Here is a 24,604-nt window from a genome sequence, read left to right on the forward strand (position 1 = left end):
ACCGACAATGGGGTTCTCGGCGCGGACATTGGAATCCCACGGGCGCCAAACATTGCCGAACTCACGCAATAGTGGGAAGCTGCGCACTTAGGGAGTATCCATGAGCAGCGTCACCACGCATTACGGCAGCGACGGTATCGTCGAGCGCATATTGGCCGCGATCCCCGACGCCAAACCCGACAGTCTCAGTGCCGCGCAACTCTATCCGTTCGACCAGTTGCATGGCCGCGAGCTCATTGCCACGCAGGATCATGCTGCTCGTCTGGCCCCCTCGCCCACCGACCGGATCCTCGATATCGGCAGCGGCATTGGCGGCCCGGCGCGCTTCCTTGCCGCCACCTATGGCTGCGACGTCGACGGCGTCGACCTCACGCCAGCCTTTGTCGCGGCGTCCAGCCGACTGACCAAGCTCAGCGGCCTGGCCGACAAGGTTCGCTTCCACGAAGCCAATGCGGCGAAACTGCCCTTTGCCGAAAACACGTTCGACGCGGCAATCTGCTTCTATGTCGGCATGAACATCGCCGACAAGGCTGCCGTCATCGGGCAGGCTTTTCGCGTCCTGAAACCGGGCGGCAAGTTGATCTGGACCGAAGCCGTGCTGGCGGGCGGTGAGCCGCATTACCCGTTGCCCTGGGCGGTCGCGCCGGAGGCCAGCCACCTTGTTGACCGAAACGCCCTGAAGACCCTGTTCGTCGACGCAGGCTTCCATGTTGACGACATCATTGACGAGACCGGCGAACATGTCGAACTGGCATTGAAAAGGGCAAGCTCCGGCATCATGCCCTCGCCGGCCCAACAGCAGGCCAATGAAATCGTGCTCGGCGCCGAATTCGTGCAGCGACGCAAGAACTACATCCGCAGCCTGAGCGAAGGCCGGTTGGCATCGCTGGCCGTCATTGTCTCGAAGACTGCCTGACCCGAGCCCGACGCACGATGACGCACGAGCGATAGAGCAATCGACAGCGTCGTGCCGACCACCAGTGCAACGATCATGACGTAGAAAAGTGGGGGTGGGTGAAGTAGCAACTCGGCCGCAACGAACAGGAAGCGATTCAGTCCACCAACCCGCCTGCCCGGTATTCCATGGCATGAAAAATCGCTTCGTAGACGCTCTCTACTTCCTCGTCGACTTCTTCGGTCGATATTCCCTGCCGGCCGGCCTCTTGCATGGCCTCGTCCGCCAGATCGGCGACCGAAACCAGCAGATCAGGGGGCGCCTTTTCAGGCAGGTGTTCTGAAATCCAGTGATAGAGAAAGTCGGCGCCACGCGTGCTCATATCGCTTTAAGTTCGCGGGTGTCGTTCGGTTCCGCTGGGCATTCCGCGCCTTTGCGCGCAGAACACCGAGAGCTGGTTCGGGGTCTTTCATCTTCCTGGGCACATGCCTGCGGAACCGCCCGCAGATACTTGCCAAACCGGAGAGCACACACCGCTACCTGCCTTTGAGGCGGAGTAGGATTTGGCGACCTCACTTGAGATCCAGACAATGCTACCTAGCACGACAGGTGGAGTTTGGCGCGCTGACCGGACAGTCCCTTGAGGGCCGATATTATTTGGCCGAGGATGCTGCCGAAGCGGTAGCGACGGCTCTCCGCGTGGTCCCACCTTTTTGATCCTACGCTGTGATGGCTACTGCCCGAATGGCCTTACCCGGCACCCTCAGAAATGGACGGGGCCCCGTTCGCTATTTCAGCAGCTGGTCGAACGTACACTGTTTGGGGTGCTTGTCGGGACGCCAGCGTATGAACTTGGTCCCATGCCGAAAGCGATCGCCTGTGACATGATCGAACCGAACTTCTACGACCAGTTTCGGCTTCAATGGCTCCCATTGCCCGCTTCTTTCCGTACTCCAGCGACTTGGGCCACCCGGCGCTTTGCCGGTAAAGCCGGGAGGTGAACGCAAAGCTTCGAGTTGTCGCGTCAATTGTGGCCGGTCCTGCTCAGCGATCGTCGAGGTGAATCCCACATGGTCGAGCTTGCCCTCACCATCATAGAGCCCAAGCAAAAGAGAACCGACCTCGGGCGAGCTTGCCAGATACCGGAATCCGCCAACCACGCAATCCGCCGTGCGCAGACGCTTGACCTTGACCATGGCACGCTCGCCAGGTCGGTATCCTTCGTCGAGACGCTTTGCGACAACGCCATCCGTCGAACCCTGCCCGGATTGACTGAGCCACTTCACTGCCGTCATCACGTCCTGAGTCGACCGCGAAAGCTCAAGGCCGGTGCTTCCAGTCGACGGAATGAACGCTTCCAGGGCCTTGCGGCGCGCTGACAGCGGTTGGTCCATCACGCTGCCGCCGGGACCGGCCAGCATATCAAACAGGATCAGTTTGGCCGGCGTTTCGGCAGAAAGTCTCCGGATCCTGCTTTCCGCTGGATGCAGCCGCATCTGCAATGCATCGAACGAAAGCGCGCCATCGACGTCGATCACGATTTCCCCATCGACCACGAACTCTTTGGCCTTCAAGGCTCGCAACATCGAGACGACTTCGGGGAAATACCTGCCGAGCGGCTTGCCCGATTTCGCGCGCAAGTCCACCTTATCGCCGGCTTTGAAGGCAAGGCAGCGGAACCCGTCCCATTTGGGTTCGTACTGCCATTGGCCGGCGCCGTCAGGCAACGCGTCTGCAGTTTTCGCCTCCATCGGCACGGTGTCCAATGGAACGCCAAACGGCAGCTTTGCGGTTTCAGATGTCATGCGGCGAGCTTTGCCGACCCCAGCCGCTTGATAGCGGTGCTGATCGAGCGTTCGCCATCACCGTAATCGGTCCAGGCGACGGTCTTCTTCAGGAGGCCGGGCACAGTGGCGACCGTGTATCTCTTCGGATCGAGGTCCACCTTCACCTGCCCCCATGTCAGGGGCATGGATACCGTTGCGCCTTCTCTCGCCCTCGGAGACAGTGGGGCGACGGCTGTCGCCATGCGATCGTTTCGAAGGTAGTCCAGGAAGATTCGGGACGTCCGCAGCTTCTTGGCCATATTTACAAGGTAGAGGTCTGGGCTATCGCGTGCCATCTGCATGCAGACCGCCTTGGCGAAGGCCTTGGCCTCGGGCCATGTGGTTTTGCTGCGCTGGGTCGCCAAGGGCGTGACAACGTGCAGCCCCTTGCCGCCCGTCGTCTTGCAGAAACTCACCAAACCCAAATCCTCCAGACGGTCGCGCATTTCCTTGGCCGCCGCGACGACCTCGGCGAAGGCAACTTCCGGACCAGGGTCGAGATCGAAAACCAGTCGGCCGGGGATCTCGGGTTGCCCGGGTTGGCAATTCCAGGGGTGCAGCTCCAGGCCGCCGATCTGGGCGATGGCCGCCAGCCCCTCGACACGATCGATCTGCAGATATGGCTTGTGGTCGCCGAAAACCTTCACCAGTTCCAGCAGATTGGACGTGCCTGGCATTGCGTGGCGCTGGAAGAACTGTTCGCCCGCATAGCCATCAGGAGCGCGCACGAGGGAGCAGGGTCGTCCCTTGAGATGCTTGATCATCCATGGGCCGACGGCCTCGAAGTATTCGGCCAGGTCGAGCTTCGTCACCGGCTGCCCGCCGTCGCCGGCGTTCGGCCAAAGCGGCTTGTCCGGCTTGGAAATGATGACGCCCATGACAACCGGGCTTTTTCCCGCAACTCGCGTTGCCTTGGCAGGGTCGGCGAGCTTCGTGTCCTGAGGATCGGCGGGGCGCTCGGCCTCGACGTCCTTCGCTGGTTTGTCTTCACGCAGGGCTTTGAAGGCAGCCTGCCTGACATTGCCGCCCCCAGTCCATCCCGCGAACTCGATCTCAGCAACCAGTTCCGGCTTCGTCCAAAAGATGGTGGAGTCCTTCTTCGGCGCGCCATCGCCGGTGAAAGGTGATTTGGTCGCCGTCATTGCCTTCAACCTGGGCAGCAGTTGCTTGACCTTTGCCTCGCTGAAGCCGGTTCCGACACGGCCGATATAGGCGAAATGTTCGCCGCGGTTGACGCCAACGAGCAAAGATCGGAATTTGCCGTTGGTGGTAGACCAGCCACCGATGACAACCTCATGCCCGGCGCGGCATTTCGATTTTACCCAAGTGTCGGTCCTTCCCGACACATAGGTTGCATCAGCCTTTTTGGAGATGATGCCTTCAAGCGAAAGACGACAAGCAGAACGCAACACCGCATCGCCGCCATTGGTGAAGTGCTCGACATAGCGGATCAGGTGTTCCTCGCCGCGATCCACCTCGCCCAGCATCTCGCTCAGCTTTTCTTTGCGTTGCGTAAGAGACAGTCTGCGCAAATCCTCGCCGTCGGCGAACAACAAGTCGAAGGCAAAGAATACGAGATCCTTTGTCCGGCGCTCGGACAGCGCGGCTTGCAAAGCGGCGAAATCCGGTGCGCCATTTTCGCCGAGCGCTACGATCTCACCGTCGATAATGCCATCGGGGAAATCGGCCGCCTCTTTTGCGATGGCGTCAAATTTTTCCGTCCAATCCAGACCTTTTCGTGTTTTCAACGTGGCGGCGCCGTCCTCGATGCGCAACTGGACGCGGTAGCCGTCGAATTTGATTTCATGAACCCAGTCTGTCCCTGCCGGCGGCCGCGAAAGCGTCGCGCAGAGCTGTGGTGCGATGAAGCCAGGCATCTTCGCCGTCGAACCCCGCGGGGCTCCTTTCGCAGGCAGCACCGCCTTCGCCGGTCCCTTAGACGACTTGGCGCGCTCGTCGGCGGCGTGGCCACGATTGCTGTCCCACACCGCATCGGCATCGGCCACAGAAGAGCCTTGCATCATGAACGGCTTCGGGCCGGAACCCTTGCCCGCGGCAATTTTTTCCATGCTCCGTCCGGAGGCCACGGATCGATCATGAGACAGCACCGCGTCGCCGTTGCCATCCGTCGCGTATTCGTCACGATGCTTGATCAGCAGCCAGTTCGTCCGTCTCCCGCCATTGCGGTCATGCTTCATGCGCACAAGCACAAAGCTTCCATGCAGGCGCTTGCCGTCGAGCATGAACTTCAGATCACCCTTTTCCAGTGCCTGCTCAGGAGGCATGGAGCCTTCCGGCTGCCAATAGCCTCGATCCCACAGCTGCACCGTTCCGCCGCCATACTGCCCCTTGGGGATGGTACCTTCGAAGTCGCCGTAGTCGAGCGGATGATCCTCAACCTGGACGGCCAGGCGCTTGTCCTGAGGATCCAGAGACGGACCTTTGGTAACAGCCCACGACTTGAAGACACCGTCGAGCTCAAGGCGAAGATCATAGTGCAGTCGCGTCGCCGCGTGTTTCTGAATGACGAAGCGGAGCCGGTTCGATTTAGCGATCGAGCGCTCGCCACTCGGTTCTTTCGTCTTCGTAAAATCACGCTTGGCGCGATAGGTGGAAAGCTCGCCTTTTGTCATGCAACAGATCCCGGCTGAGGACGCGACGCGCGACTCAACGCCGTGGACGAGATTTGGTTCGTTCGGCGCTGGAATGACGCGGCAGTCACTTTTTCCGTCTCAGAGGAGATGTGGCGTCTTAATCTCCGTCGCCGCGGATTGGCGCTCGACACATCGCGGTCCAGCAAGGTCGCTCAAGACAAGCTCGATCTCGGCACGCAGCTGTTGCCAAAACCCTTCAACCTTGAAGACCTTGCCGAAGAGCTGCGGGCCGTTCTCGATGAGCATAGGTCCGTTGGTCAGGCACGCCTGACAGCGGCAAGACCGGCATGCAGCGGAACGATTCAAACGCCCGTTCGTTTGCCTCGACGGAAACAGGACAAATTAAATGGTTGCGCCGCGTGCGGCCTGGAAGGGCTTTCTGAAGGTTGGTTCCGTCGCTTGCGGCGTGAAGGTTATCGGCGCAACCAGCGAGGCATCCAAGATTCATTTCAAGATCCTGAACCGAAAAGACGGTCTGCCGGTCAAAAGTGTTTATGCCGACGAGCAGACGGGAAAGACCGTCGAGGCGGAAGACCAGGTGAAGGGGTTCGAAGTCGAGAAAGATGAGTTCCTTCAGATCGATCCCAACGACATCAAGGCGCTCAAGCTGACATCGGATCATACACTTGAGGTCGGCGAATTCGTATCCATTGACGACGTGGATACGCGCTATCTCGAGAAACCCTACTATCTGATTCCTGCCGACGGCGCCGCTGTCGAGGCTTACGGCGTCATTCGCGACGCGATGAAGAACAAGGGTGTTGCTGCCCGATCCTGTATCGTCCTTTATCAGCGCGGCCGGGAGGTGCTGATCCAACCTCATGGCAAAGGCATGCTGATGACAGAATTGCGGAGCCACAACGAGGTGGTCTCGGCAGACAGTGTTTTCGATGGCTTGACGAAGGCGAAATACGATCCTGAATTGCTCGAAATCGCCGGCATGCTGATCGACAAGAAAGTTACGACTTTCGATCCTTCAAAATTTGAAGATACGTATGAAGATGCGTTGATCGCCATGATCGATGCGAAGCGCAAGGGTAAGGCGCCGCCAAAGCCGGCTCCCAAGCCAAAAGAGAACGTCATCAACCTGGCTGAAATTCTTAAAAAGAGTCTCAAGCAGGAAGGGCTGGCAGCATCCAGAAAGAGCCTTTCGCCGAAGCGTAAGAAAGCTTGAGCACGGCCGCGCCCCACGCGATCGAGGAGACATTTGTGGTCCGACCAACCCGGGAACAATGCCGTGCGGCAAGAGGGCTCTTAAATTGGTCGCAAGCCAGGCTTGGCGCAAAAGCGAATGTGAGCGAAGGAACGGTTAGGGACTTCGAAAACGGCAAGCGTGTACCGGCCACCGACAAGCTCCTTGCGATGCAAGCCGCATTGGAAATGGGCGGCGTGGCTTTCCTGAGCCATGGGCAGACTGCGCAAGGCGGAGGACCGGGAGTTCGCCTAAGGAAGCCGACGGCACCGCGAACACGCGTTCGAGATGGCGAAGCCGGCATCATCGAAAACAGTGAAATGTAGAATGCTGCAGGCTAGCAGCCCCTCACATCTGGTCGTTGTAATGCTCTTTCGCTTGTCCAACCATCTTCGCCAGTTCGGAAAATGGGGGATGTCCGATTCACCTTGGGCTTTGTCAGCGATCTGAAGAAGCGGGATCGGACAGCAGATCGCGTTGCGATTGGCAGGGGAACTTCATTTGCCCCCTGGTTGCCTGTCGCGGGACGCCTCAACCGTTCTCAGACCGATATCAATGTCGTCGACAGCAGGCCCTTGTGAACATGCACATTGTTGCCACGCAATCGAAGTCATCAGCCTTCGCGCGAAGATTTGCGACGTTCATGGGCTGTCCTTATTTATCTGCCCCGAAGGGTTCTGCCCGTCCGACTGATGGGTCTTGTCGTTCACTTCGTTCGAAGGCCGTGTCAGTCCCACCCCGCTCCTCGGCTTCTTGTTACCCGCCGCGTCCTGGGAGAAAGAATCCGAAGGGTCGGGACCGGTCTTGGCCGGATATTTTGTTGCTCCCGTTTCGCGATGGTTGTCGTTGCCAGACATGTGCAGCCCTCCTGTGTGATCGTCGATAACCACACCCGACGCCACGAGTTCCATTGCGCATGGAACATTCCCCGGGGGGCCGATCGTTGGCCAGCAAAAGCGATAGCTGCACGGCCAGGATCAAGAACCTTAACGCAGGCGTTGTCGAGAAGCCGGATTTGGCTCAAGCCAGAATTGAGCGCAAAGACCTCAACTGCAGGGGTCGCGACTTAGCGCGCTCGGCCACTCACGCTCTCTTCGCGAACGCCCAGACCATCAGCGGGTATTCCTCGTCGTTGCTGAGGTCGCGCCACAGGCCGTAGGCGCGCACGGGGCCGCCGATATGGGCCCTGGCGCAGGCCTTGTTGCCCCAGCCGTGGACCTTGACGTTGGCTTCCGCGAAGCCGCCCTCGACCATCAGCTGCTTGAGGCCGGCGGGGGTCCATCTGTTGTAGTCGTGCGGCCTGGCGTGGACGCGAAACAGGAAGGGTGTCGCCACCATCGCCCAGCCGCCGGACCGGGTCATGGCGTGGATGTTTTCCACCGCTGCCTGCGGCCGGCGCACGTGCTCCAGCACCTGGTCGGCGATGACGATGGAATATTGCTCGTCGGTGCGGTCCTTGCAGATGTCGAAAGCAGGGAAATCGACCGACCTGTAATTGGGGCACATCGCCCGCCAATAGCGGTTCCAGCCAGGCGAGATCTCGATGACGTCGGAGGCCTTGCGGTTGCCGGCTTCGAGAAAGAGCGTGAACGCCTCGATCTGGCGGATGCGCAGCCAGTTGCGGGAATCGTAACCGATGAGCCGTTTCACGGCGCGTTTGCTTTGGCTTTTCAGGGCGGCAAGGCTTGTCGTCACATCGACCTCCTCCACAACCCGCCGCGAAGAACAGTCTAGCCCGGGCAAGTGGGCAAAAAATGACAGCGAGCCAATTTCTCCCTCGAAGGCCCTCCAACGAGTGACAACAAAGCTTCGCCATGGGAGGGCTCGTCACCGACCTCCAATTCTCAACAAAGGAATCTCACGTGATCTTGCCAGACGCCGGATCCGTCGCTCCGCGTGCGCAGCCGGCGAACAATCCAGGACGGTCGCCGGCACTTCGTACCGCGTGTTCCTCGACGCCTCCTCGACCGACGAGTTCGCCACCAACGCCGAACTGGCACTCGAACTGGAACCGCACCGCGTCCAGCGTCATTATGACGTTCATCGCGATAAATAGCACTGAAGCCTGATCGGGCCGAGGCGACGGGACCGGGGCGGCCCGAAGACGGAACCGGCCTGCGGAATGCCGATACCTCGCACATCAAAGAGGCGGATCCGGGGACAGAATCCGCCTCGTCTGCCGACAGGGCTTCGGGGGGAAGACGGGGGTCGGCAAACAATCCGATAGCAATATCAGCAAGCTTCTTGAGGCGTACTGTGCTCCGGAAGAATGGATTGTGAGCGCGTTTTGGATCCCGCGCAATTCGCCCGATAGACGTAGCCTGATATGCCTATGGACGTGTCGCGGACGCGTCCATTCCGTCCGACCTAGGCCGGATCGGGCGACGAGCTCCCCTTCCTTTCTTGAGCAACTACCTGCTGGCAAACGCGTCCCGCCGTCAGGCTCGCATCAATAATCGCCGTTGTAGTACCGGTCGTCGCAGGGCGCCGTGTAGATGCGGCCGTCGCGATCCTCGTAGCGGCACATCTGGTCGCCGCGGCGCTGGTCTTCGCGGCGCTGTGGGGTGGTGGCTGAGCCGACGACGGCGCCGAGCAGGGCGCCGCTGGCCGCGCCGATGACCGTGCTCTTGGTGTTGCCGCCAATGGCCTGGCCGACGAGGGCGCCGCCGGCGCCGCCGATCAGCGCGCCGGTTCCGGCCCGCTGCTGGCCTTCGGTCTGCGCGCAGCCTGCCAGTGCTGCGGTCATCAGCACGGCTGCGATGGCTTTGTGAAAGTTCATGTGCGTTCTCCCTTGAAGGCCTGAAATCCCTATGGCTTGCCACCTGCGGCCGCAATGCGGCGGAACGGGGGCACGAGGCCTCACGATAAAAGACATGGTTTCTCGGGCGTTGATAGAAACCCTGCCTGCTATTTTTTGACCCTCTCGGTTCATGGCAACAAAGCCTCATTCGATACAAAGTGTCGGTCAATGTGTAACGGGATTGAAGCGTCATGCCGCTAGGGTCGCTGGTTCAAGCGAACGTTCAATCTGCCTTTTAGGCGCGGAGTGATGGAAGAGGCGCACACGGCCCGTCGACCTTCTGTAGACGCACAACGCGTGCGCGCAGCTCAGTACGTGCGAATGTCTACTGACCGCCAGAGCTTCTCGATCGACAATCAGAAGGATGCAATCCGCGCCTTCGCGGCTGCGATGAACTACGACATCGTAGCCACATACGAGGACGCTGGTCGCAGCGGCTTGAACCTTGAAGGTCGCGCCGGCTTGCAAAGGCTGTTGGCGGACGTCGAGACGAAGAACGCGGGTTTCGAAATCATCATCGTCTACGACGTGAGCCGCTGGGGGCGATTCCCGAACCCCGATGAGAGTGCGTCGTACGAGTACCGGTGTCGCGTTGCCGGAGTGCGAATTGAATACTGTGGCGAACAGTTTGCCAACGATGGCACCATCGCATCAGACCTGCTCAAGGCAATAAAGCGCACCATGGCGGCCGAGCACAGTCGCGTGTTGTCGGTCAAGGTGTTTGCCGGCCAGTGCAGGCTCATTCAAATGGGATACCGGCAAGGAGGGTCGTCCGGCCTGGGCCTGAGGCGCCGGCTCATCGACCAGCATGGGCGCACAAAGACCATGCTCGCTCTCAAAGAGTACAAGAGCCTCCAGACGGATCGGGTCATCCTCGTACCTGGACCACCTGATGAAATTGCTACGGTGCGCTGTATCTATAATGAATATGTGAAGGGTGGTCGGACCGAGCTACAAATTGCGCGGTCGTTGAATACCAAGGGAGTGGTCACCGATCTCAATCGATCGTGGAAACGCGAATCCATTCACCAGATACTCAGCAACGAAAAATATGTCGGCAACAACGTCTGGAATCGGCAGTCTTTCAAGCTCAAGCAAAGGAAGGTGACCAATGATACGACCAAATGGGTGCGCGCCGATGGTGTCTTTGAACCCATTGTAGACCGCAAACTGTTCGAACGGGCTCAAGTCATAGCCGACGCCCGCTCATCTAAGATGGGCAACAATCAGATGTTGGTTGTGCTCGCCGAACTTCTGAAGAAGCGCGGTACCCTCTCAGGCCCGATCATTGACGCGGCGGCTAATTGTCCGCCAAGCAGCCGCTACAGGAAAAAATTCGGCAGTCTGCTGCGAGCCTACAAGCTCGTTGGATACGATCCGTCTCAGAACTATCGGTTTCTTGATATCAGAAGGCGGCTTCGTGAGATCTTCGAAGAAGTCGTCCAAACGATAGTCGCGACCATTGAGCGGGCGGGCGGCTCTGCGGTGCGTCAGAGCGGTCTCGGCGTGCTTCGCGTCAATGATGAATTCACCGTATCCATTGCGATGGGTCGCTGTCGCAACACGCCATACGGCTATCCTCATTGGTTGGCCCCTGCGGAACGGGGTACCGCTGCGGACGTGAAAGTGGCCATCCGCATGAGCCCGGATAACCAGACGATCCTGGATTATCTGATTGCGCCAGCAAATGAGATTGGTGGAAAACCCTTAAACCGCGCCTTGAACAAGAGACTGGAGTTCAACACTTTCTTCTTCAAATCGCTGGATCCGCTGTTCGCCTTGGCCGAACGCAACGCCATCACGGCCGCTCGCTGATGGACGCCACCAACAGACCAATCTCGCTCCTGCGCCTGGACGCGATCAAAATTACCAACCCGCGCACGCGAGGCAAAAAATCCTTCCAGGATATTGTCGACAGCATCAAGAGCGTCGGCCTGAAGCGTCCCGTCACGGTGACGAAAAGCGATGTCGACGAAGGCGCCTTCACGCACGATCTGGTGTGCGGCCAGGGGCGGATCGAGGCCTTCAGGCTGCTTGGCCAGACCGAGATTCCCGCCTTTGTGATAGAGGCAACCAAGGCCGAAGCGCTGGTTAAAGGGTTGGTGGAAAATTGTGCTCGCCGGTATCATACCGCCTATGACCTTCTTCGCGATATCGGTCGGCTGAAAGAAAGCGGCTATTCGGACGCCGGCATCGCAGCAAAGATCGGTCTTTCGACCGAATATGTCAGAGGGGTTGCACGCCTTCTGTCACAAGGCGAACAGCGCCTTCTGCGGGCCGTCGACTCCGGCCAGATCCCGCTGTCGGTCGCAGTCGATATTTCCACCGCCGACGAGCCCGGTATCCAAGCGGTTCTTCAGCTTGCCTATAAAAAGAACCAGCTGCGTGGTCATAAGCTTGTGATAGCGCGCCGCTTGATTGAGAACCGCCGCAGGCGGGGGAAAGGCCTGGGAACGTTCCTGCCAGATCGCACGAAGACTCCTTCAGCATCAGCATTGATCAAGGCTTTCAAAGCGGACACGGACAGAAAACGCATTCTTGTCCGGAAAGCGGACGCAACGCGAAACCGCCTGCTGTTTGTGACCCACGCCTTGCGGCAACTGATGGCAGAAGAGGCATTCCAGGACCTTCTTGCGGCGGAAGGACTGAACACCCTTCCACGAAACCTGGCGGCCAGGATCAGCAGAGTTGAGCCCGCATGACCACACAGCACCCTACAATTCAGGACATAAAATCCGCTTTTGAGCGCGATACAATTCGCCTTCGGCTTGAAGACATCCAGCCGCTTCACCTGTTTACCGAAAGCGCCAGGGAAACTCCGAAATACCAACAGGTCAGGTCATCCGTTCGCGAGATCGGACTTGTGGAACTGCCCGTGGTCGCAAGGGACAAAGACACGCCGGGAAAGTACCTGCTGGTCGACGGCCACATGCGTATCGAGATCTTGCGCGAGATAGGCGCCACTGAGGTTGATTGTCTGGTGGCCAACGATGACGAGGCATTCACCTACAACAAACGGGTGAGCCGGCTCGCGACGATCCAGGAACACTTCATGATCCTGAAAGCCATCGACAGCGGCGTCCCTGAAGAGACCATCGCGAGAACCCTGAATGTCAACATCGCCCAAATCAGGCTTAAAAAACATCTGCTGAAAGGGATCTGTCGGGAAGCGGTCGACATGCTCAAGGACCGCTTCGTCCCGACCAACACATTCATCGAACTACGGAAGTTGGCCGCGGTGCGTCAGATCGAGGCGGCGCAACTGATGATCGCCATGAACAAATTCTCGATCAACTACGCAAAGTCCCTGGTCGGCGCGACCCCGCAGTCACAGCTTGCCGATACGTCGCAGCCGAAAAAGCTTGCCGGGCTGAGCGACGCGCAGATCGCATTGATGGAGAACGAGTCAACCAAACTCGATAAGGAATACCGGCTTGTCGAGGAGAGCTATGGATCTGACCATCTGGATCTGGTGGTGGCCACGGGGTATCTCAGCCGGCTGCTGGAGAACGCCCGCATTGTTCGATATCTTGCGCAGAGTTTCCCGGAGATTCTTTCTGAATTTCAGAAAATGACCAATGCTGCCCGAACGCCTGTCTAGCGTCTGCGAAGAGGCATTCCCACTGACAACGTCAGCAATCCGCCGGACATGAGGAGGATGCCTCCCTGCTGCTGGTTTTCCAGTGGGGACTTGGTAATGCCGCAACTCGGGGGGCGCATACCGAAACCCCAGCCTGTAGAAAACGGCGCCCATCTGCCACATCTATGCGCATTTCGGTGATCGGGCGCCCAAGAAAATGTTTATCTTTTTGCGTCACACTTGAGGCCCGTAAAATGGCAACTGTAGATAATAGTTCATGCAAAGCGTTGTTAAGTTTTTGCCTGAAAAGGTGCACGGTAACAAGTTGACACTTGCCGTCTTCGTTTCTGCACTGATCATATGCGCTGTAGGCGGATGGGCCTACTCCAGCGGTCATAGCGCTGGCCGGGTATCTCAATTGAGGGACCAGGTGTCGTCTTATAACCGGCGGATGGGCCTGGACGACAATTCGAACGGTTTGGGCCAAGTCATTCTTTGCCAGGAACTCGGCGGGATGCTCGACGAGTGTGAGAGGATCGGCCGGTGACCCTATGTCCAACTCAGGGTGCCGGCTCGTATGTAGCCCAGGGCTGACAGTTGGCCCGACTGGCGCCGACCTGCCCATTTCCAATAGCGGAGCCGTTTCGTTTCCGCTTGCCAAGGTCATCACGGAGAAGCGGCGCAAAGCGGCCCTTCAAAAGACGTTGCTGAGCTCAACCGAAACGCGTTTATAAGCGACTTGGCCTCTGCCCGGAAATCAACCGTTTTCAGGACATCGGCGAACTAGTCCCTCATTTGCCCTCGCTGAACGCAGTTTTCGTTCGGAAACTTATGTCGCGATATCAAATGTCTCGAAAACGCGCGGGGGACGGGTACTCAATGCAACCGTCGCCGCTCGATGAATCCAATGCAGCGTCATTAAACTCACCTCGTGCCATCGCGTCGAAGTGGGCTGGGCCCGGGGTGAGACATTGCGGGCGCTGAAGCGGCTCATTGCCGCCGACAACATGACACAGAAAGAGAATGCCAAGACTGAAGCCGAGCTCGCGATCGCGCGTGCCATGGTACGCGCCGGCAAGCCGCTTTATCTTCATCTCAGTGCGTCCGCGACCAGCGCTGGCACCATGCCTGATCCCATCGAAAACGCCTTGCGACAAAAGATCGTCGAAGTTAGATAACGCACTCCTCCGATGTCTGTAGCGGACACGGAGCACTGAAGCCCTTTGTCGAAGTCGTCTGGCGCCATTCCATCAAAAAAAGCCAACCGGAAGAAACCCTGACGTACTGGCCGCCTCCAGTATTTGCCTAACCGGCAAAGAAATGTCTTTCTAAACTTTGAGTAGGCGAACCAAGATTCGATTAAGTTCGCTCTGATAGCCTTGGCCAATCGGAAGCTTGGCCGATCGAGATTCCACCTTGCCATTTGCAATGCAGCAGCGCTTCCGCACCTTGATGACCTGGACCAGTCTTCCGGCAGTGATTGCCCTCGTCGTGCTGTTGATCGCTGGATTTTTTGCCGACCATCAAAACAGCGTCGTTGCCGAGCAGGCAATGCGCGTTGACGTTGCGAAGGAGATGAACCTCATCCGCGCCAATCTCGAGGGCAACGTCAATGGGGATCTCCAATTGGCGCGCGGCCTGATCGCGACGATCGTTACCGAACCGAATATGAGCCAAGCCCGCTTTGCCAAGCTGGCAGAGAGCATCTTTCGCGAGAAGACACATCTCAGAAACATTGGCGCGGCCCCTGGCCTGGTCATTTCGTTGATGTATCCGATGGAAGGCAATGAAAAGGTCGTTGGACTGGACCTTAGTAAGGATGAAGAGCAGCGTGAAGCGGTACTTCGGGCACGCGATTCCAGACGACTGGTGTTGGCCGGACCAGTAGAACTCAAACAAGGCGGTCAGGCATTCATCGGGCGATTCCCCGTCTTCCTCGACCGTGACCGCCCAACCGAGACGTTCTGGGGCATAGTGGCTGCGGTAATCGACATTCAAAAACTGTACGAGGACAGCGGTCTTTTAGACAAGAAACTGCCGATCGAGATCGCCCTGACGGGAAAAGACTCTCTCGGCCAAAGCGGCGCGCGATTTTACGGTCCCGCGCACGTGATCGAAAGCAATCCCGTCACAGCCGAGGTGCGGCTGCCGACAGGATCGTGGCAGATTGCTGCTATTCCCAAGGGTGGTTGGAGTGCTACGCCCCGCAACGCCTGGATTTTGCGACTGGCAATGCTCATCGGCGGCGCACTGGTCGTGGTTCCCATAGTCATTGCAGGGCGGCTTCTCGAGCAACGGCGTAAGCACTACGCCGATCTGCGCCGCAGCGAACGACGGCTTGCACAGCTTTCGGAGAGGCTGGAACTCGCGCTTGACGCCTCGCAAATTGGCGTCTGGGAGCAGGATCTCGACTCAGACATCATATTTTGGGACGACCGCCTGAACGAAATTTATGGAAAGCCGGCAGATGGCGAACCGAGGTCCTTCGAAGAGTGGTCAAGATCGATCCACATCGACGATCTTGAGCAGGCCAAGCTGGATTTCAAGCAAGGGATCGCGACGGGTCTGTACTCCTCAGAATATCGTGTCGTGCTTCCCAATGGAATTGTTCGACATCTTCGCGCGCGTGCCAAAAGTTACAGTGATGATACCAAGCACAAAATGGTCGGAGCAGAATGGGACGTGACGGCGGATGTGGCCCTGACGCGGGAGTTGGAGCAAGCAAAGGACCTCGCCGAAACGAGAAATGCTGAGCTCGAGGCGGCGACGGCGCGCAATGAGTATGCAGCGCTTCACGATACGCTGACCGGCCTTCCAAATCGCCGCTACCTCGACATCATGCTTGACAGCCACGCCGCCACAGGTTCAACCGCCGGCCGCGGCGCCGCGCTTCTGCATCTTGATCTCGATCGTTTCAAACAGATCAATGACACACTCGGCCACGCTGTCGGGGACGCCGTGCTGATCCATACCGCAAAGGTGCTGACATCGACTGTTCGGCCAGCCGATTTCGTTGCCCGAGTCGGAGGCGATGAGTTTGTCGTAGTCTGCAGCAGCGATATCTCGATTGACCAACTCAGCCAACGGGCCGATGGCATTCTACAGAGATTGCGACAGCCAGTGCCCTACAAAGACCACCAATGCCGTATCGGGGTCAGCGTCGGCATCGCGGTCGATGCGGACGGTGCTGTCGACGGCCCGCGCCTGATGGTCAACGCGGACATAGCGCTCTACCGGGCAAAGAGCCGCGGACGCAATCGATATGAGTTCTTTACCCAAGATCTCCAGTCTGAGATCGTTCGGACCAAACGGGTCGCCGATGAGATCCTTGCAGGCCTGGAACGTAACGAATTCGTTCCCCATTACCAGCTGCAGTTCGACGCAAAAACACTGGAGGTTGCGGGCGTTGAGGCGCTCGCGCGCTGGAACCATCCGACCGGCGGACTTCAGACGCCGGCCGAGTTCCTGAAGATTGCGGAAGAGTTGGATGTCGTTGCGATTATTGACCGGCTGATACTCGAGCAAACCCTTCACGACTTTGATCAGTGGCAGAGAGCCGGGCTGCTGATGCCGCGCACTTCTGTCAACGTCTCTGCGAGGCGGCTGCAGGATGAGGAACTGATCAACAGCCTGACGTCGCTTTCAATAAAACCAGGAACCCTTTCGTTCGAGCTTCTAGAGTCAATTTTTCTCGACGACAATGATGAGCTTATGGTCTGGAACGTCAACCAGATCAAGGAACTTGGTATCGACATCGAAATTGACGATTTTGGCACCGGCCACGCGTCGATTGTCAGCGTGATGAAACTTCAGCCGCGACGGCTGAAAATTGCACGCCAGCTAATCGGCCCAGTCGCCGAGTCAGCCCAGCAGCGAGAGGTCGTTCAATCGATTGTGCAGATTGGCAGATCTTTGGGAGTGGAAGTCATCGCCGAAGGTGTCGAGACGATGCGGCAGGCCGAGATCCTTAAGGATTTGGGCTGCGACATCCTGCAAGGCTATGGGCTGAGCCGGCCGGTGAGCGCACACGGCATCATGGAGTTCTTAAGCGGCCGTCGAAGGCGCACAGCATCCTGAGATCGACGCACATCGGCGACGAGTACGTCCACGGAAAGAGGATGACCGCAGCGGGCACTCGCATCCAATGAACAATCGGCAGGGTGCCTCCAAGGCGCTTATTATGGACGGCGCTGGTGCATTGAGCCTATAGCGGCTGAAGCAGACTTTGTAGTGATTTCAGCGGACGCGCTCGGAGATTGGCCTCGCGATCCGCATGTTGCGATTGGCGATGGCGATGTGAATGGCTATCTCGTTCTGCTGCGACCCGAGGGTCCGGGACGCCAGGCATCCGCCGTTGATCCTCTTGACGCGTGAAATTGCGGTTTCGAAGAGGGAGCGTTTGCCGTAACCGTGTCGCTTCTGCCAGGCCATTCGACCATGTCGCGCGATCTCGGCAGCATGACGTTCCCGCTCGCTGCCGCCGTGAGGTTCGCCCTTGTCCGAGATCGATGGTCTGCACGGCGGTGCTGGATGGCAGAGCCGGCGGATTGGGTGACCTTATCAAGCGCCTCGGCGACCTGACACTCGCCGAGGCATGTGGAAACATGAGCGGCTTTGTAATGGATCCGTCGTGGCATGAACTCAACAGGCGGTTGCGGAACGGCTTGATCGCGCCGACTGACGAGGAAGGGAAGTCCTCCTGAATTGGCCCTGCTTTGCGCAAAGTCACAAAGCGTCTTTGCTTGACGCTGCACGCGAGGGCCAGGGAAAACACAGCGATCGACAGAGCGGTCAAGCCACTCGAACGCTTGCCGGGGACCTAGACACTGAAAACAGGCATCCGGACATGCGCTGAGTGTCGGTAGGAAACCCGTTCCTCAAGGCCTTCGCAAACGACCCCTCGACCAAGCAGATGGCTCAGGGCGATCTCGGCGATCGTCGTCGCTAGCACAGCACTGGGGCAGGCATGCACGCCGGCGCCGAACTCCAGATATCGTCTGTTGTCGCGAAACATGTCGAAGCGATCAGGATCAGGATTGAGCGCCGGATCGCGGCTGGCCGCGGCCAAGGTGACGATGATCATGTCATTCGCCTGCATCGCTTGCCCGGCGACGACGCCATCGCGGGCCACGAAGCGAAGGGTGCTGTGCGTTGTCGGATCGAACCGCAGCACCTCCTGAATAGCCTGCCCAAGCAGTGCGCGATCGCCACGGACAGCCGCCAACGCATCGGGATGGCGTGCCAGCGCGACAAGCGTCGAACCGATCAGCGCGGAGGTTCCGGCAAAGCCTTGCGCCATCAGCCCTATGCCGTTGGCGATCACCAGATCCGCATCCAACCGGCCTGAACGGGCCGCTTGCCGCGACAACGTGGCAAAGAGCGAACCGTCATCGTCGCGCAGAGCCTCAAGCATGCCGCGAAACAGGCCGAGAAGCTTGGCCGAACTGTCGGCCCCGGCTTGCAGAATGGCAGGGGTGAACTTGGGAACACCCGTAACAGCGGCCGTTGCAGCCGCGCCATAGTCGCCCATCCAGCGTGAGACGTCCGAAAAGCTGGCGGCTGGAATCCCGAGCAGGCTCATGATGATTTGTGCCGGCAAGGCAGAAACAAACCGGTTCAGCCGCTCGCTATCTTCCTCGGGTTTGATCGTTGCCGCCAGGTCCTTCGCCAGATCATTCGCGAGGTCAGTGACACGTCGTTCGTTCAAGCCTTCGAGCGTGGTCGTCACCGTGCTTTTCAACGGACAGTGAATCTCCCCATCGTTCATCCGCACGAGGCGGCTGAAAATCTCGGCGACAGGCGTACCGATCAGCGGCTCGGGCACCGGGCTGACCGCCGGCCTCGTCAGGCAAAGCGGGCTGGTCAGCACAGCGTTCACCGCCGCCGCGCTGACGGCGACCCATGGTCCGGCCGGCCCCTCTCGATAAATCGGCTCGCCGGACACCAGGCGCGCATAGAAGGGATAGGGATCCGCGTGCGCCGCCGCTGCCCGCACGTGTGTGGGCTCATCGGTGACCATGCCGTTCGGCATGACCGAACCACGGCTCACTGTGTTGAGCGGGTCGGATGTGTCGGCATTGTCCCGTGGGCTCACCATGTCGAATCTCCTTCATAAAACCGATTGATCAGCGCCTGGCTGGCCCGTGCATCTTGCCGCTCTCAATCCACGCGCCAGATCCTGCTTGAGGTCCTCAATGTCCTCGAGGCCGATTTGCAGGCGGATCAGCGGGCCCTCGAAATCGCCAGCGGCGACGGTTCGATCCGCGAGATCGACCTGCATGGCGAGGCTACTGTAGCTGCCCCACGAAAAGCCCAAGCCGAATATCTTCAGCGCATCGAGAAATGCGTGCGCCTGCGAGCCACCTGCGAGAACAATCGAAAAGACCCCGCTTGCGCCGAAGAAATCGCGTTTCCAGATGGCATGGTCTGGATGGCTCGAAAGGCCCGGATGAAGCACGCGCGCAATGCCCGGCTGATGCTCGAGCCACGACGCGATCTCGAGTGCGCTTTTCTGATGATGGGCGAGCCGCACTCCCATCGTCCGCAGACCACGCAGAACCTGATAGGTGTCATCGGGCGCGGCGGGAATCCCGAGCGCCAGGAACATCTCCCAGAGCCGTGGCAAGGTGGCGGCATTGGCGGAGACCGTGCCAAGCAGCAGGTCGGCATGGCCACCCGGATATTTCGTCGCCGCATGGATCGAGATATCGACGCCATGCTCGAGCGGCCGAAAGAACAGCGGCGTCGCCCAAGTGTTGTCCATCATCACCACGGCATTGCCGGCATGAGCGGCTCTGGCGATTACCGGAATGTCCTGCACTTCGAATGTGTTGGAGGCCGGAGACTCGGTGAAGACGACCTTGGTGTTGGATCGCAAAAGCCGTTTGATGCCGGCACCGATGCGCGGCGCGTAATACTCGACCTCTACGCCCATGCGGCTCAGCACGAGATCGGCGAACTGGCGGGTCGGTGCATAGACGGAATCCGTGATCAGCGCGTGATCGCCGACCGACAGAAAGGCCAGCATTGGCAGGGCGACGGCTGCCTGGCCCGACGGAACCAGGACCGTGCCGGCTGAGCCTTCCAACGTGTCGATGGCACGGCAAAGTGCCTCGGTGGTCGGCGTTCCGTGTGTTCCGTAGATGTACTTCTGGTCTCGCTTCGCCATCGTTTGAGCGTCGGGGAACAACACTGTCGATGCATGCACCACAGGCGGATTGACGAACCCGAAATAGCCACTCGGCTCGTAGCCGATATGCGCCAGCCGCGTGTTGATACCCACCGGTGTCGGACATTTTCCGTCAGGCGTCATCCGGTCTCTCGGCGGTTGCGCGGCTGGAATTGTGACCTGCGGCATCAGCGCAGAGGCGGCGCATATTGCAGACCGCCATTGGTCCACAAGGCGTTGATGCCACGGGCGATCTTCAATGGGCTCCCGGCGCCGACATTGCGTTCGAAAACCTCACCATAGTTGCCGACATGCTTGACGATGCGGGCAACCCAGTCGCTGTCGAGACCAAGCTCCGCGCCCAGCTTGCTGTCCGCCTCCTGGCCGAGCACACGCTTCACCTCGGGATTGCCATTGACTTTCATGTCATCGACATTGGCCTGGGTGATGCCCAGTTCCTCTGCCGTCACCATCGCGTAGTGCGTCCAACTGACGACATCGAACCACTTGTCGTCGCCCTGTCGGACCGCCGACCCGAGCGGCTCCTTGGAAATGACCTCGGGAAGAACAATGTGGTCGGCGGGATTGGCGAGCGTCAGCCGAACGCTGTACAATGCCGACTGGTCGATGGTGACGACATCGCAGCGTCCGGAGTCATACGCGGCCTGGATTTCCTCGAGCTTTTCAAAGACGACGGGGGTGTATTCGATCTTGTTGGCCTTGAAGTAATCGGCAACATTCAGCTCGCTGGTCGTGCCCGTCTGGATACAGACCGAAGCGCCGTCCAACTGCCGGGCCGACTTTACCCCGGGCAACTTCGCGGAATTGATCATGAAGCCTTGGCCGTCATAGTAGTTGACGGCGCGGAAATTCAGGCCAAGGGCAGTGTCGCGGCTGAGCGACCAGGTGGTGTTGTATTGCAGGATGTCGACCTCGCCCGACTGAATGGCCGTAAACCGCTCCTTGGCCGACAAGGGAGAGAATTTCACCGCCTTGGGATCATCGAAAATCGCAGCCGCGACAGCGCGGCAAAGATCGACGTCGAGACCGGACCACTCGCCCTTGTCATTGGGCGCCGAGAACCCGGAGACGCCTGTGCTGACGCCGCATTTGACGAAGCCGGCGGCCTTGACGTTATCAAGCGTATCCGCGGCCGCCGGCATCGCATATGCAAGCAGTGGCACAGCAAGCACCAGCTTCAGCAATTCGGTCATTTCCATTCTCCCAATTTTGTTGTGTTGAATCCATGGATCTTCGATCGGTGCATCGCGGCCGCCGATCCCGGAATTCGTTCTGGTTCTGCCTTGCGTGAATTGGCGATGGCACGAAGGAAGCCGCGCCGGCGATGCGATCACCCGATGTTCCGGTCACCTTGAGAAAAGAGCGTTCAACTCCTGCTGGCCAATCTGGTCGGCCGCAAAATTGATGGTGCCCTGATCGCACAATTCGCGGACGCTTCGGCGCACAAGGCCAAGTGCTGAGCGCGCTATGCTGCCACCGAGGCTGACGCGTTTCACACCGATGTCGAGCAACACCGGCACACTTAAGGGAACGGTGCCCCAACCGATGACAATATTGACCGGACCATTGATTTCGCGGACCAAGGTCTTGATCGTGTCCAGATCGTTGGGACCGCAGGGATACACACAGTCGGCCCCCGCCTCGAGAAACAGGTTCGCCCGCCTTATAGCTGTCTCCAGCGGATCGGGCACCCCGACAAGGAATGCATCGATCTTGGCGTTCAGGACAAAGGCGCCGCCGCTTGCCTCGATCGCAACTCTCGCTGCCCTTATGCGCTCGACCGCAAGCCCCTCCTCGTAAAGGCCTTCGGTACGAGGGTTGTTGTCCTCAATGTTGCCGCCAGCCAGGCCCACTGCGATGGCAAGCCTTATCGTTTCGGCAACCGATTGCGTATCGCGGCCGTAGCCGTCCTCGAGATCGCCATTCACCGGCAAGACAATGGCGTCGACGATCTGCCGAAGCCGTTGGAACATTTCTTCGCGCGTCAGCGCGCAGCCCGCATCGCGAATGTCAAAGTCGGGCTTGCCGAGCGAGAAGGCGATCCCGGCACTTGTGGTGCCGATTGCCTGGACGCCGCCTTCCGCCAGAACGACCGCGCTTCCCGCGTCCCATGCATTGGGCATAACGAAACCACGCTCGGTGGAGTGTAGCGCCTTGAACGCTTTCGCCTTGTCGATCTGTGTGGCCATGAGCGTACCTCCTCCGCAATGCACAAGCGAGGACACTGCTATTTGGCTTGCCGGCATTCGTCCAATTTCTTATATTTGTCTAGGACATAGATTTTATTTATAGCGAAGAGATGGATGCTGAAGCACTGAACACATTCCTGACCGTTTACCGGCAACGTGGTTTTTCGAACGCGGCCCGCGTTTTGAACCGAACGCAGCCGGCCATCTCGCACCGTATCAGTCTGCTGGAACAGGAACTTGGCATACCGCTCTTCGAACGCATGTCCACCGGCATCGCGCTGAGCCAGGCCGGGCGCGTCTTGCTACCCTATGCGGAGCGCGCGCTTGCTGCCCTTCAGGACGCCGAGACAGCGGTACTGGCACTCAAGACCGAGAATGCCGGCCCTTTGTCACTGGCGGCCGTGGGCACTCTGGCCAGCACCAGCCTTACCGGCATCCTGAAGCGGTTTGCCGCCAGCCATCCTTCCGTCGACCTTGCGTTGCAGACGGTCCGCAGCACCGAAGTTAGCGATCTGGTACGGCGTGGCGAAGCCACCATTGGCATTCGTTATGACCGGGATCGCTCACCAGACCTGCAATATGATTGCCTCGGCGCGGAAAAATTGCTGGTCGTCTGCTCGACAGACCATGCCTCGGCCGGCAGTTCGATCAAGTCACTCGCCGGATTGGTCGACGAGCGGTGGATAGCCTTTCCGGAAATCCCGGGACAGCGCGAGATCTGGGCCTCGCATGTGTTCAGCATTTTCCAGACGCTTGGGCTCGGTGAAGTCGACTGGACCCCTGTGGACAGCCTGACTGCGCAGAAGCGTCTCGTAGAAGCAGGCTTTGGTCTCGCCTTGATGACTGAAAGTGGTGTCGCCGAAGAACGCGCCGCCGGAACGCTCGCCACGATCGATGTAAGGGATTTGACGCTTACCATTCCGATTTTCATCGTTACGCGTCGAGGTGGATTCCTGAGTGCAGCCGCCAGCAGGTTGCACGAACTGCTTAGCACGGACTATCTCGGCCGCGATCTTTGAAAAATCTCGGCGGCGCCCCCTGAGCCCAGTTGTACATGCCATGGATGCACCGAGTAGGAGGGTGGGCGGCTTGGACGTCCAGACTTTCATTTCTGAACAACCCGCCTATTTTGTGCGACCATCGTCGTCCAGATCAAAGGCGCACGACCCTGCTATCAACAAGGTTCTCGCGAGCCACTCGCATCACGAGGAGCAGTTGCCGAGATACGATTTGACTTCGTCACCGCTACCGATCTGCGAGCAGATCGGTAGCGGACAAGGCACCTCTCGCCGGGGGTGGCGGTCCCGCGTCCCGCCTGTGGCGGCGCTTCTCTAATCGGCGGGGTGAGGTCAAGCTCTTTTCGAGCTTTTTTCTGGGCGGGACGAGGCAAGATCATCGTCCGCAGTCGGCCCTTTCCAGTCATTCGATTTCCCGTCGCCCAGACAAGGAGGCTGGGCGACGGGTGGGGTCAACGCTTGTGCGCCGAAACCAGCATCATCATCGGTCGCTCCAGCTCTTCGGCCAGCTCCGGTATCTCCGCGATCTGTTCAGGCGTGGGCGCAAACTCTTCCAACCGGCGCAACTCGAACCCCGTGCCGATCAGCGTGTTGAGCGTGGTGGCCAAGGTTCGATGGTGCTTCAGCACGCCTTTTGCGAACCAGTCAGTGAACCTTACTAGTTGCGGCTCTGGGAGTGCGCGACCTCGGCTAGACTTTGGTGCCGCAGATTCCTATTCTAAGGGAAGCACCTCGGAACGCTTGACCTGATCAAGGGCGAAGCTCGTTTCGATCGAGGCGACGCCGTCCAAACGCGTGAGTTTGTCCTTGATGAACCGCTCGTACGCTTCGAGGTCGCGCACTACGATGCGCATCAGATAGTCGCGCTGCCCAGTCATGAGGTAGCAGTCCACTACCTCCGGCCAACGCGCCACGGCGAGCGCGAACCGGTCAAGATCTTCTTCGCGCTGCCGCTCGAGCTTGATCGATGCGAAGGCACTGATGGGCAGGCCGACCTTCTTCTGGTCTATTACTGCCGTGTATCCTTTGATCACGCCAGAATCTTCCAATAAGCGCACACGCCGGGCGCAGGGAGACGGCGACAAACCGACGCGATCAGACAGTTCATTGGCCGTGATCTTGCCGTTGCCTTGGATCGCCGCGATGATTTTCCTGTCAATCTCGTCCAACCCGCGCACTAGCTGATTTCCTTCACCATAAGTGTCAAATTGGTGAAAGCAGCTAAATGATCGCCAGGTCAAAGGCAAGTTTGGTTACATCTCG

The 24,604-nt window shown here is 59.0% G+C and carries 22 protein-coding genes and 1 pseudogene; 9 read left to right on the top strand and 14 right to left on the bottom strand.

Annotation, left to right across the window (positions count from 1 at the left end):
• The first annotated feature begins 100 nt into the window (after positions 1 to 100).
• Positions 101 to 916 (top strand): class I SAM-dependent methyltransferase, encoded by an 816-nt coding sequence (locus tag C8D77_RS30010; RefSeq protein ID WP_109671051.1) that lies wholly within the window; start codon positions 101 to 103, stop codon positions 914 to 916.
• 136 nt (positions 917 to 1,052) lie between these two features.
• Here the strand turns inward: C8D77_RS30010 and C8D77_RS30015 are convergent, their stop codons facing one another.
• The 4 genes from C8D77_RS30015 to C8D77_RS37795 all read right to left on the bottom strand — a co-directional run bounded on the left by C8D77_RS30015 (position 1,053) and on the right by C8D77_RS37795 (position 5,621).
• A complete protein-coding gene (locus tag C8D77_RS30015) occupies positions 1,053 to 1,277 on the bottom strand; it encodes a DUF768 domain-containing protein (RefSeq protein WP_109671054.1) in 225 nt (74 codons plus the stop codon).
• Positions 1,278 to 1,683: 406 nt separating this feature from the next.
• Complete coding sequence (locus tag C8D77_RS30020; protein WP_109671057.1) at positions 1,684 to 2,700, bottom strand: ATP-dependent DNA ligase; 1,017 nt, start codon at positions 2,698 to 2,700, stop codon at positions 1,684 to 1,686.
• Positions 2,697 to 5,354, bottom strand: coding sequence for a DNA ligase D (gene ligD, locus C8D77_RS30025; RefSeq protein WP_109671060.1), 2,658 nt, complete (start codon positions 5,352 to 5,354; stop codon positions 2,697 to 2,699). The genes C8D77_RS30020 and ligD overlap by 4 nt, the downstream gene beginning before the upstream one ends.
• 99 nt (positions 5,355 to 5,453) lie before the next feature.
• Positions 5,454 to 5,621, bottom strand: coding sequence for a hypothetical protein (locus C8D77_RS37795; protein ID WP_164548591.1), 168 nt, complete (start codon positions 5,619 to 5,621; stop codon positions 5,454 to 5,456).
• 100 nt (positions 5,622 to 5,721) lie between these two features.
• On the opposite strand from C8D77_RS37795, the gene ku reads away from it, so the two are divergent.
• Positions 5,722 to 6,549 carry a non-homologous end joining protein Ku gene (gene ku / locus C8D77_RS30030; RefSeq protein WP_109671063.1) on the top strand — a complete coding sequence of 276 codons (828 nt, stop codon included), beginning with the start codon at positions 5,722 to 5,724 and terminating at the stop codon, positions 6,547 to 6,549.
• A 35-nt stretch (positions 6,550 to 6,584) separates the two neighbouring features.
• On the top strand, positions 6,585 to 6,893 hold the full coding sequence (locus C8D77_RS30035) for a helix-turn-helix domain-containing protein (protein ID WP_109671190.1): 309 nt from the start codon (positions 6,585 to 6,587) through the stop codon (positions 6,891 to 6,893).
• Between the two features lie 315 nt (positions 6,894 to 7,208).
• Here C8D77_RS30035 and C8D77_RS30040 read toward each other — a convergent pair whose 3' ends face one another.
• From C8D77_RS30040 to C8D77_RS30050, 4 genes are all read right to left on the bottom strand, one after another.
• On the bottom strand, positions 7,209 to 7,424 hold the full coding sequence (locus C8D77_RS30040; RefSeq protein ID WP_206438780.1) for a hypothetical protein: 216 nt from the start codon (positions 7,422 to 7,424) through the stop codon (positions 7,209 to 7,211).
• A gap of 226 nt (positions 7,425 to 7,650) precedes the next feature.
• A complete protein-coding gene (locus C8D77_RS30045) occupies positions 7,651 to 8,262 on the bottom strand; it encodes a class I SAM-dependent methyltransferase (protein ID WP_109671191.1) in 612 nt (203 codons plus the stop codon).
• 163 nt (positions 8,263 to 8,425) lie between these two features.
• The gene (locus C8D77_RS37800; protein WP_164548590.1) at positions 8,426 to 8,599 is read right to left on the bottom strand and encodes a hypothetical protein; all 174 of its coding nucleotides are present in this window, start codon (positions 8,597 to 8,599) and stop codon (positions 8,426 to 8,428) included.
• A 417-nt stretch (positions 8,600 to 9,016) separates the two neighbouring features.
• Positions 9,017 to 9,346 carry a YMGG-like glycine zipper-containing protein gene (locus C8D77_RS30050; RefSeq protein ID WP_109671065.1) on the bottom strand — a complete coding sequence of 110 codons (330 nt, stop codon included), beginning with the start codon at positions 9,344 to 9,346 and terminating at the stop codon, positions 9,017 to 9,019.
• A gap of 270 nt (positions 9,347 to 9,616) precedes the next feature.
• On the opposite strand from C8D77_RS30050, the gene C8D77_RS30055 reads away from it, so the two are divergent.
• From C8D77_RS30055 to C8D77_RS30080, 5 genes are all read left to right on the top strand, one after another.
• The gene (locus tag C8D77_RS30055) at positions 9,617 to 11,182 is read left to right on the top strand and encodes a recombinase family protein (RefSeq protein ID WP_109671067.1); all 1,566 of its coding nucleotides are present in this window, start codon (positions 9,617 to 9,619) and stop codon (positions 11,180 to 11,182) included.
• Positions 11,182 to 12,069, top strand: coding sequence for a plasmid partitioning protein RepB C-terminal domain-containing protein (locus tag C8D77_RS30060; protein WP_109671070.1), 888 nt, complete (start codon positions 11,182 to 11,184; stop codon positions 12,067 to 12,069). The genes C8D77_RS30055 and C8D77_RS30060 overlap by 1 nt, the downstream gene beginning before the upstream one ends.
• Positions 12,066 to 12,968 (top strand): plasmid partitioning protein RepB C-terminal domain-containing protein, encoded by a 903-nt coding sequence (locus C8D77_RS30065; RefSeq protein ID WP_109671072.1) that lies wholly within the window; start codon positions 12,066 to 12,068, stop codon positions 12,966 to 12,968. The genes C8D77_RS30060 and C8D77_RS30065 overlap by 4 nt, the downstream gene beginning before the upstream one ends.
• A gap of 950 nt (positions 12,969 to 13,918) precedes the next feature.
• Positions 13,919 to 14,125, top strand: a complete 207-nt coding sequence (locus C8D77_RS30075; protein ID WP_109671083.1) for a hypothetical protein — start codon at positions 13,919 to 13,921, stop codon at positions 14,123 to 14,125.
• Positions 14,126 to 14,375: 250 nt separating this feature from the next.
• The gene (locus tag C8D77_RS30080) at positions 14,376 to 17,024 is read left to right on the top strand and encodes a bifunctional diguanylate cyclase/phosphodiesterase (protein WP_109671086.1); all 2,649 of its coding nucleotides are present in this window, start codon (positions 14,376 to 14,378) and stop codon (positions 17,022 to 17,024) included.
• Between the two features lie 742 nt (positions 17,025 to 17,766).
• Here the strand turns inward: C8D77_RS30080 and C8D77_RS30095 are convergent.
• The 4 genes from C8D77_RS30095 to C8D77_RS30110 form a co-directional block, all read right to left on the bottom strand.
• Complete coding sequence (locus tag C8D77_RS30095) at positions 17,767 to 19,044, bottom strand: cytochrome P450 (protein ID WP_109671093.1); 1,278 nt, start codon at positions 19,042 to 19,044, stop codon at positions 17,767 to 17,769.
• A gap of 12 nt (positions 19,045 to 19,056) precedes the next feature.
• Positions 19,057 to 20,259: a cystathionine beta-lyase gene (locus tag C8D77_RS30100; protein WP_109671095.1), complete on the bottom strand. Its 1,203-nt coding sequence runs from the start codon at positions 20,257 to 20,259 to the stop codon at positions 19,057 to 19,059.
• 44 nt (positions 20,260 to 20,303) lie between these two features.
• A complete protein-coding gene (locus C8D77_RS30105) occupies positions 20,304 to 21,329 on the bottom strand; it encodes an amino acid ABC transporter substrate-binding protein (protein ID WP_245462989.1) in 1,026 nt (341 codons plus the stop codon).
• Between the two features lie 153 nt (positions 21,330 to 21,482).
• Positions 21,483 to 22,325, bottom strand: coding sequence for an isocitrate lyase/PEP mutase family protein (locus C8D77_RS30110; RefSeq protein WP_109671100.1), 843 nt, complete (start codon positions 22,323 to 22,325; stop codon positions 21,483 to 21,485).
• A 110-nt stretch (positions 22,326 to 22,435) separates the two neighbouring features.
• Between C8D77_RS30110 and C8D77_RS30115 the strand changes: the two genes are divergently transcribed.
• On the top strand, positions 22,436 to 23,344 hold the full coding sequence (locus C8D77_RS30115) for a LysR family transcriptional regulator (RefSeq protein ID WP_109671102.1): 909 nt from the start codon (positions 22,436 to 22,438) through the stop codon (positions 23,342 to 23,344).
• A 449-nt stretch (positions 23,345 to 23,793) separates the two neighbouring features.
• Here C8D77_RS30115 and C8D77_RS30120 read toward each other — a convergent pair.
• Positions 23,794 to 23,997, bottom strand: a pseudogene (locus C8D77_RS30120) (class I SAM-dependent methyltransferase); the annotation flags it as partial.
• Positions 23,998 to 24,054: 57 nt separating this feature from the next.
• A complete protein-coding gene (locus C8D77_RS30125; protein ID WP_109671105.1) occupies positions 24,055 to 24,519 on the bottom strand; it encodes an Lrp/AsnC family transcriptional regulator in 465 nt (154 codons plus the stop codon).
• Between the last annotated feature and the right edge of the window lie 85 nt (positions 24,520 to 24,604).

Source organism: Mesorhizobium loti, assembly GCF_003148495.1.
Taxonomy (GTDB): Bacteria; Pseudomonadota; Alphaproteobacteria; order Rhizobiales; family Rhizobiaceae; genus Mesorhizobium; species Mesorhizobium loti.

Coding starts and splice junctions, on each gene's coding strand:
- C8D77_RS30010 (WP_109671051.1), top strand. CDS start 101: ATGAGCAGCGTCACCACGCATTACGGCAGCGACGGTATCGTCGAGCGC.
- C8D77_RS30015 (WP_109671054.1), bottom strand. CDS start 1,277: ATGAGCACGCGTGGCGCCGACTTTCTCTATCACTGGATTTCAGAACAC.
- C8D77_RS30020 (WP_109671057.1), bottom strand. CDS start 2,700: ATGACATCTGAAACCGCAAAGCTGCCGTTTGGCGTTCCATTGGACACC.
- ligD (WP_109671060.1), bottom strand. CDS start 5,354: ATGACAAAAGGCGAGCTTTCCACCTATCGCGCCAAGCGTGATTTTACG.
- C8D77_RS37795 (WP_164548591.1), bottom strand. CDS start 5,621: ATGCTCATCGAGAACGGCCCGCAGCTCTTCGGCAAGGTCTTCAAGGTT.
- ku (WP_109671063.1), top strand. CDS start 5,722: ATGGTTGCGCCGCGTGCGGCCTGGAAGGGCTTTCTGAAGGTTGGTTCC.
- C8D77_RS30040 (WP_206438780.1), bottom strand. CDS start 7,424: ATGTCTGGCAACGACAACCATCGCGAAACGGGAGCAACAAAATATCCG.
- C8D77_RS37800 (WP_164548590.1), bottom strand. CDS start 8,599: ATGACGCTGGACGCGGTGCGGTTCCAGTTCGAGTGCCAGTTCGGCGTT.
- C8D77_RS30050 (WP_109671065.1), bottom strand. CDS start 9,346: ATGAACTTTCACAAAGCCATCGCAGCCGTGCTGATGACCGCAGCACTG.
- C8D77_RS30055 (WP_109671067.1), top strand. CDS start 9,617: ATGGAAGAGGCGCACACGGCCCGTCGACCTTCTGTAGACGCACAACGC.
- C8D77_RS30060 (WP_109671070.1), top strand. CDS start 11,182: ATGGACGCCACCAACAGACCAATCTCGCTCCTGCGCCTGGACGCGATC.
- C8D77_RS30065 (WP_109671072.1), top strand. CDS start 12,066: ATGACCACACAGCACCCTACAATTCAGGACATAAAATCCGCTTTTGAG.
- C8D77_RS30080 (WP_109671086.1), top strand. CDS start 14,376: ATGCAGCAGCGCTTCCGCACCTTGATGACCTGGACCAGTCTTCCGGCA.
- C8D77_RS30095 (WP_109671093.1), bottom strand. CDS start 19,044: ATGGTGAGCCCACGGGACAATGCCGACACATCCGACCCGCTCAACACA.
- C8D77_RS30100 (WP_109671095.1), bottom strand. CDS start 20,259: ATGACGCCTGACGGAAAATGTCCGACACCGGTGGGTATCAACACGCGG.
- C8D77_RS30105 (WP_245462989.1), bottom strand. CDS start 21,329: ATGACCGAATTGCTGAAGCTGGTGCTTGCTGTGCCACTGCTTGCATAT.
- C8D77_RS30110 (WP_109671100.1), bottom strand. CDS start 22,325: ATGGCCACACAGATCGACAAGGCGAAAGCGTTCAAGGCGCTACACTCC.
- C8D77_RS30115 (WP_109671102.1), top strand. CDS start 22,436: ATGGATGCTGAAGCACTGAACACATTCCTGACCGTTTACCGGCAACGT.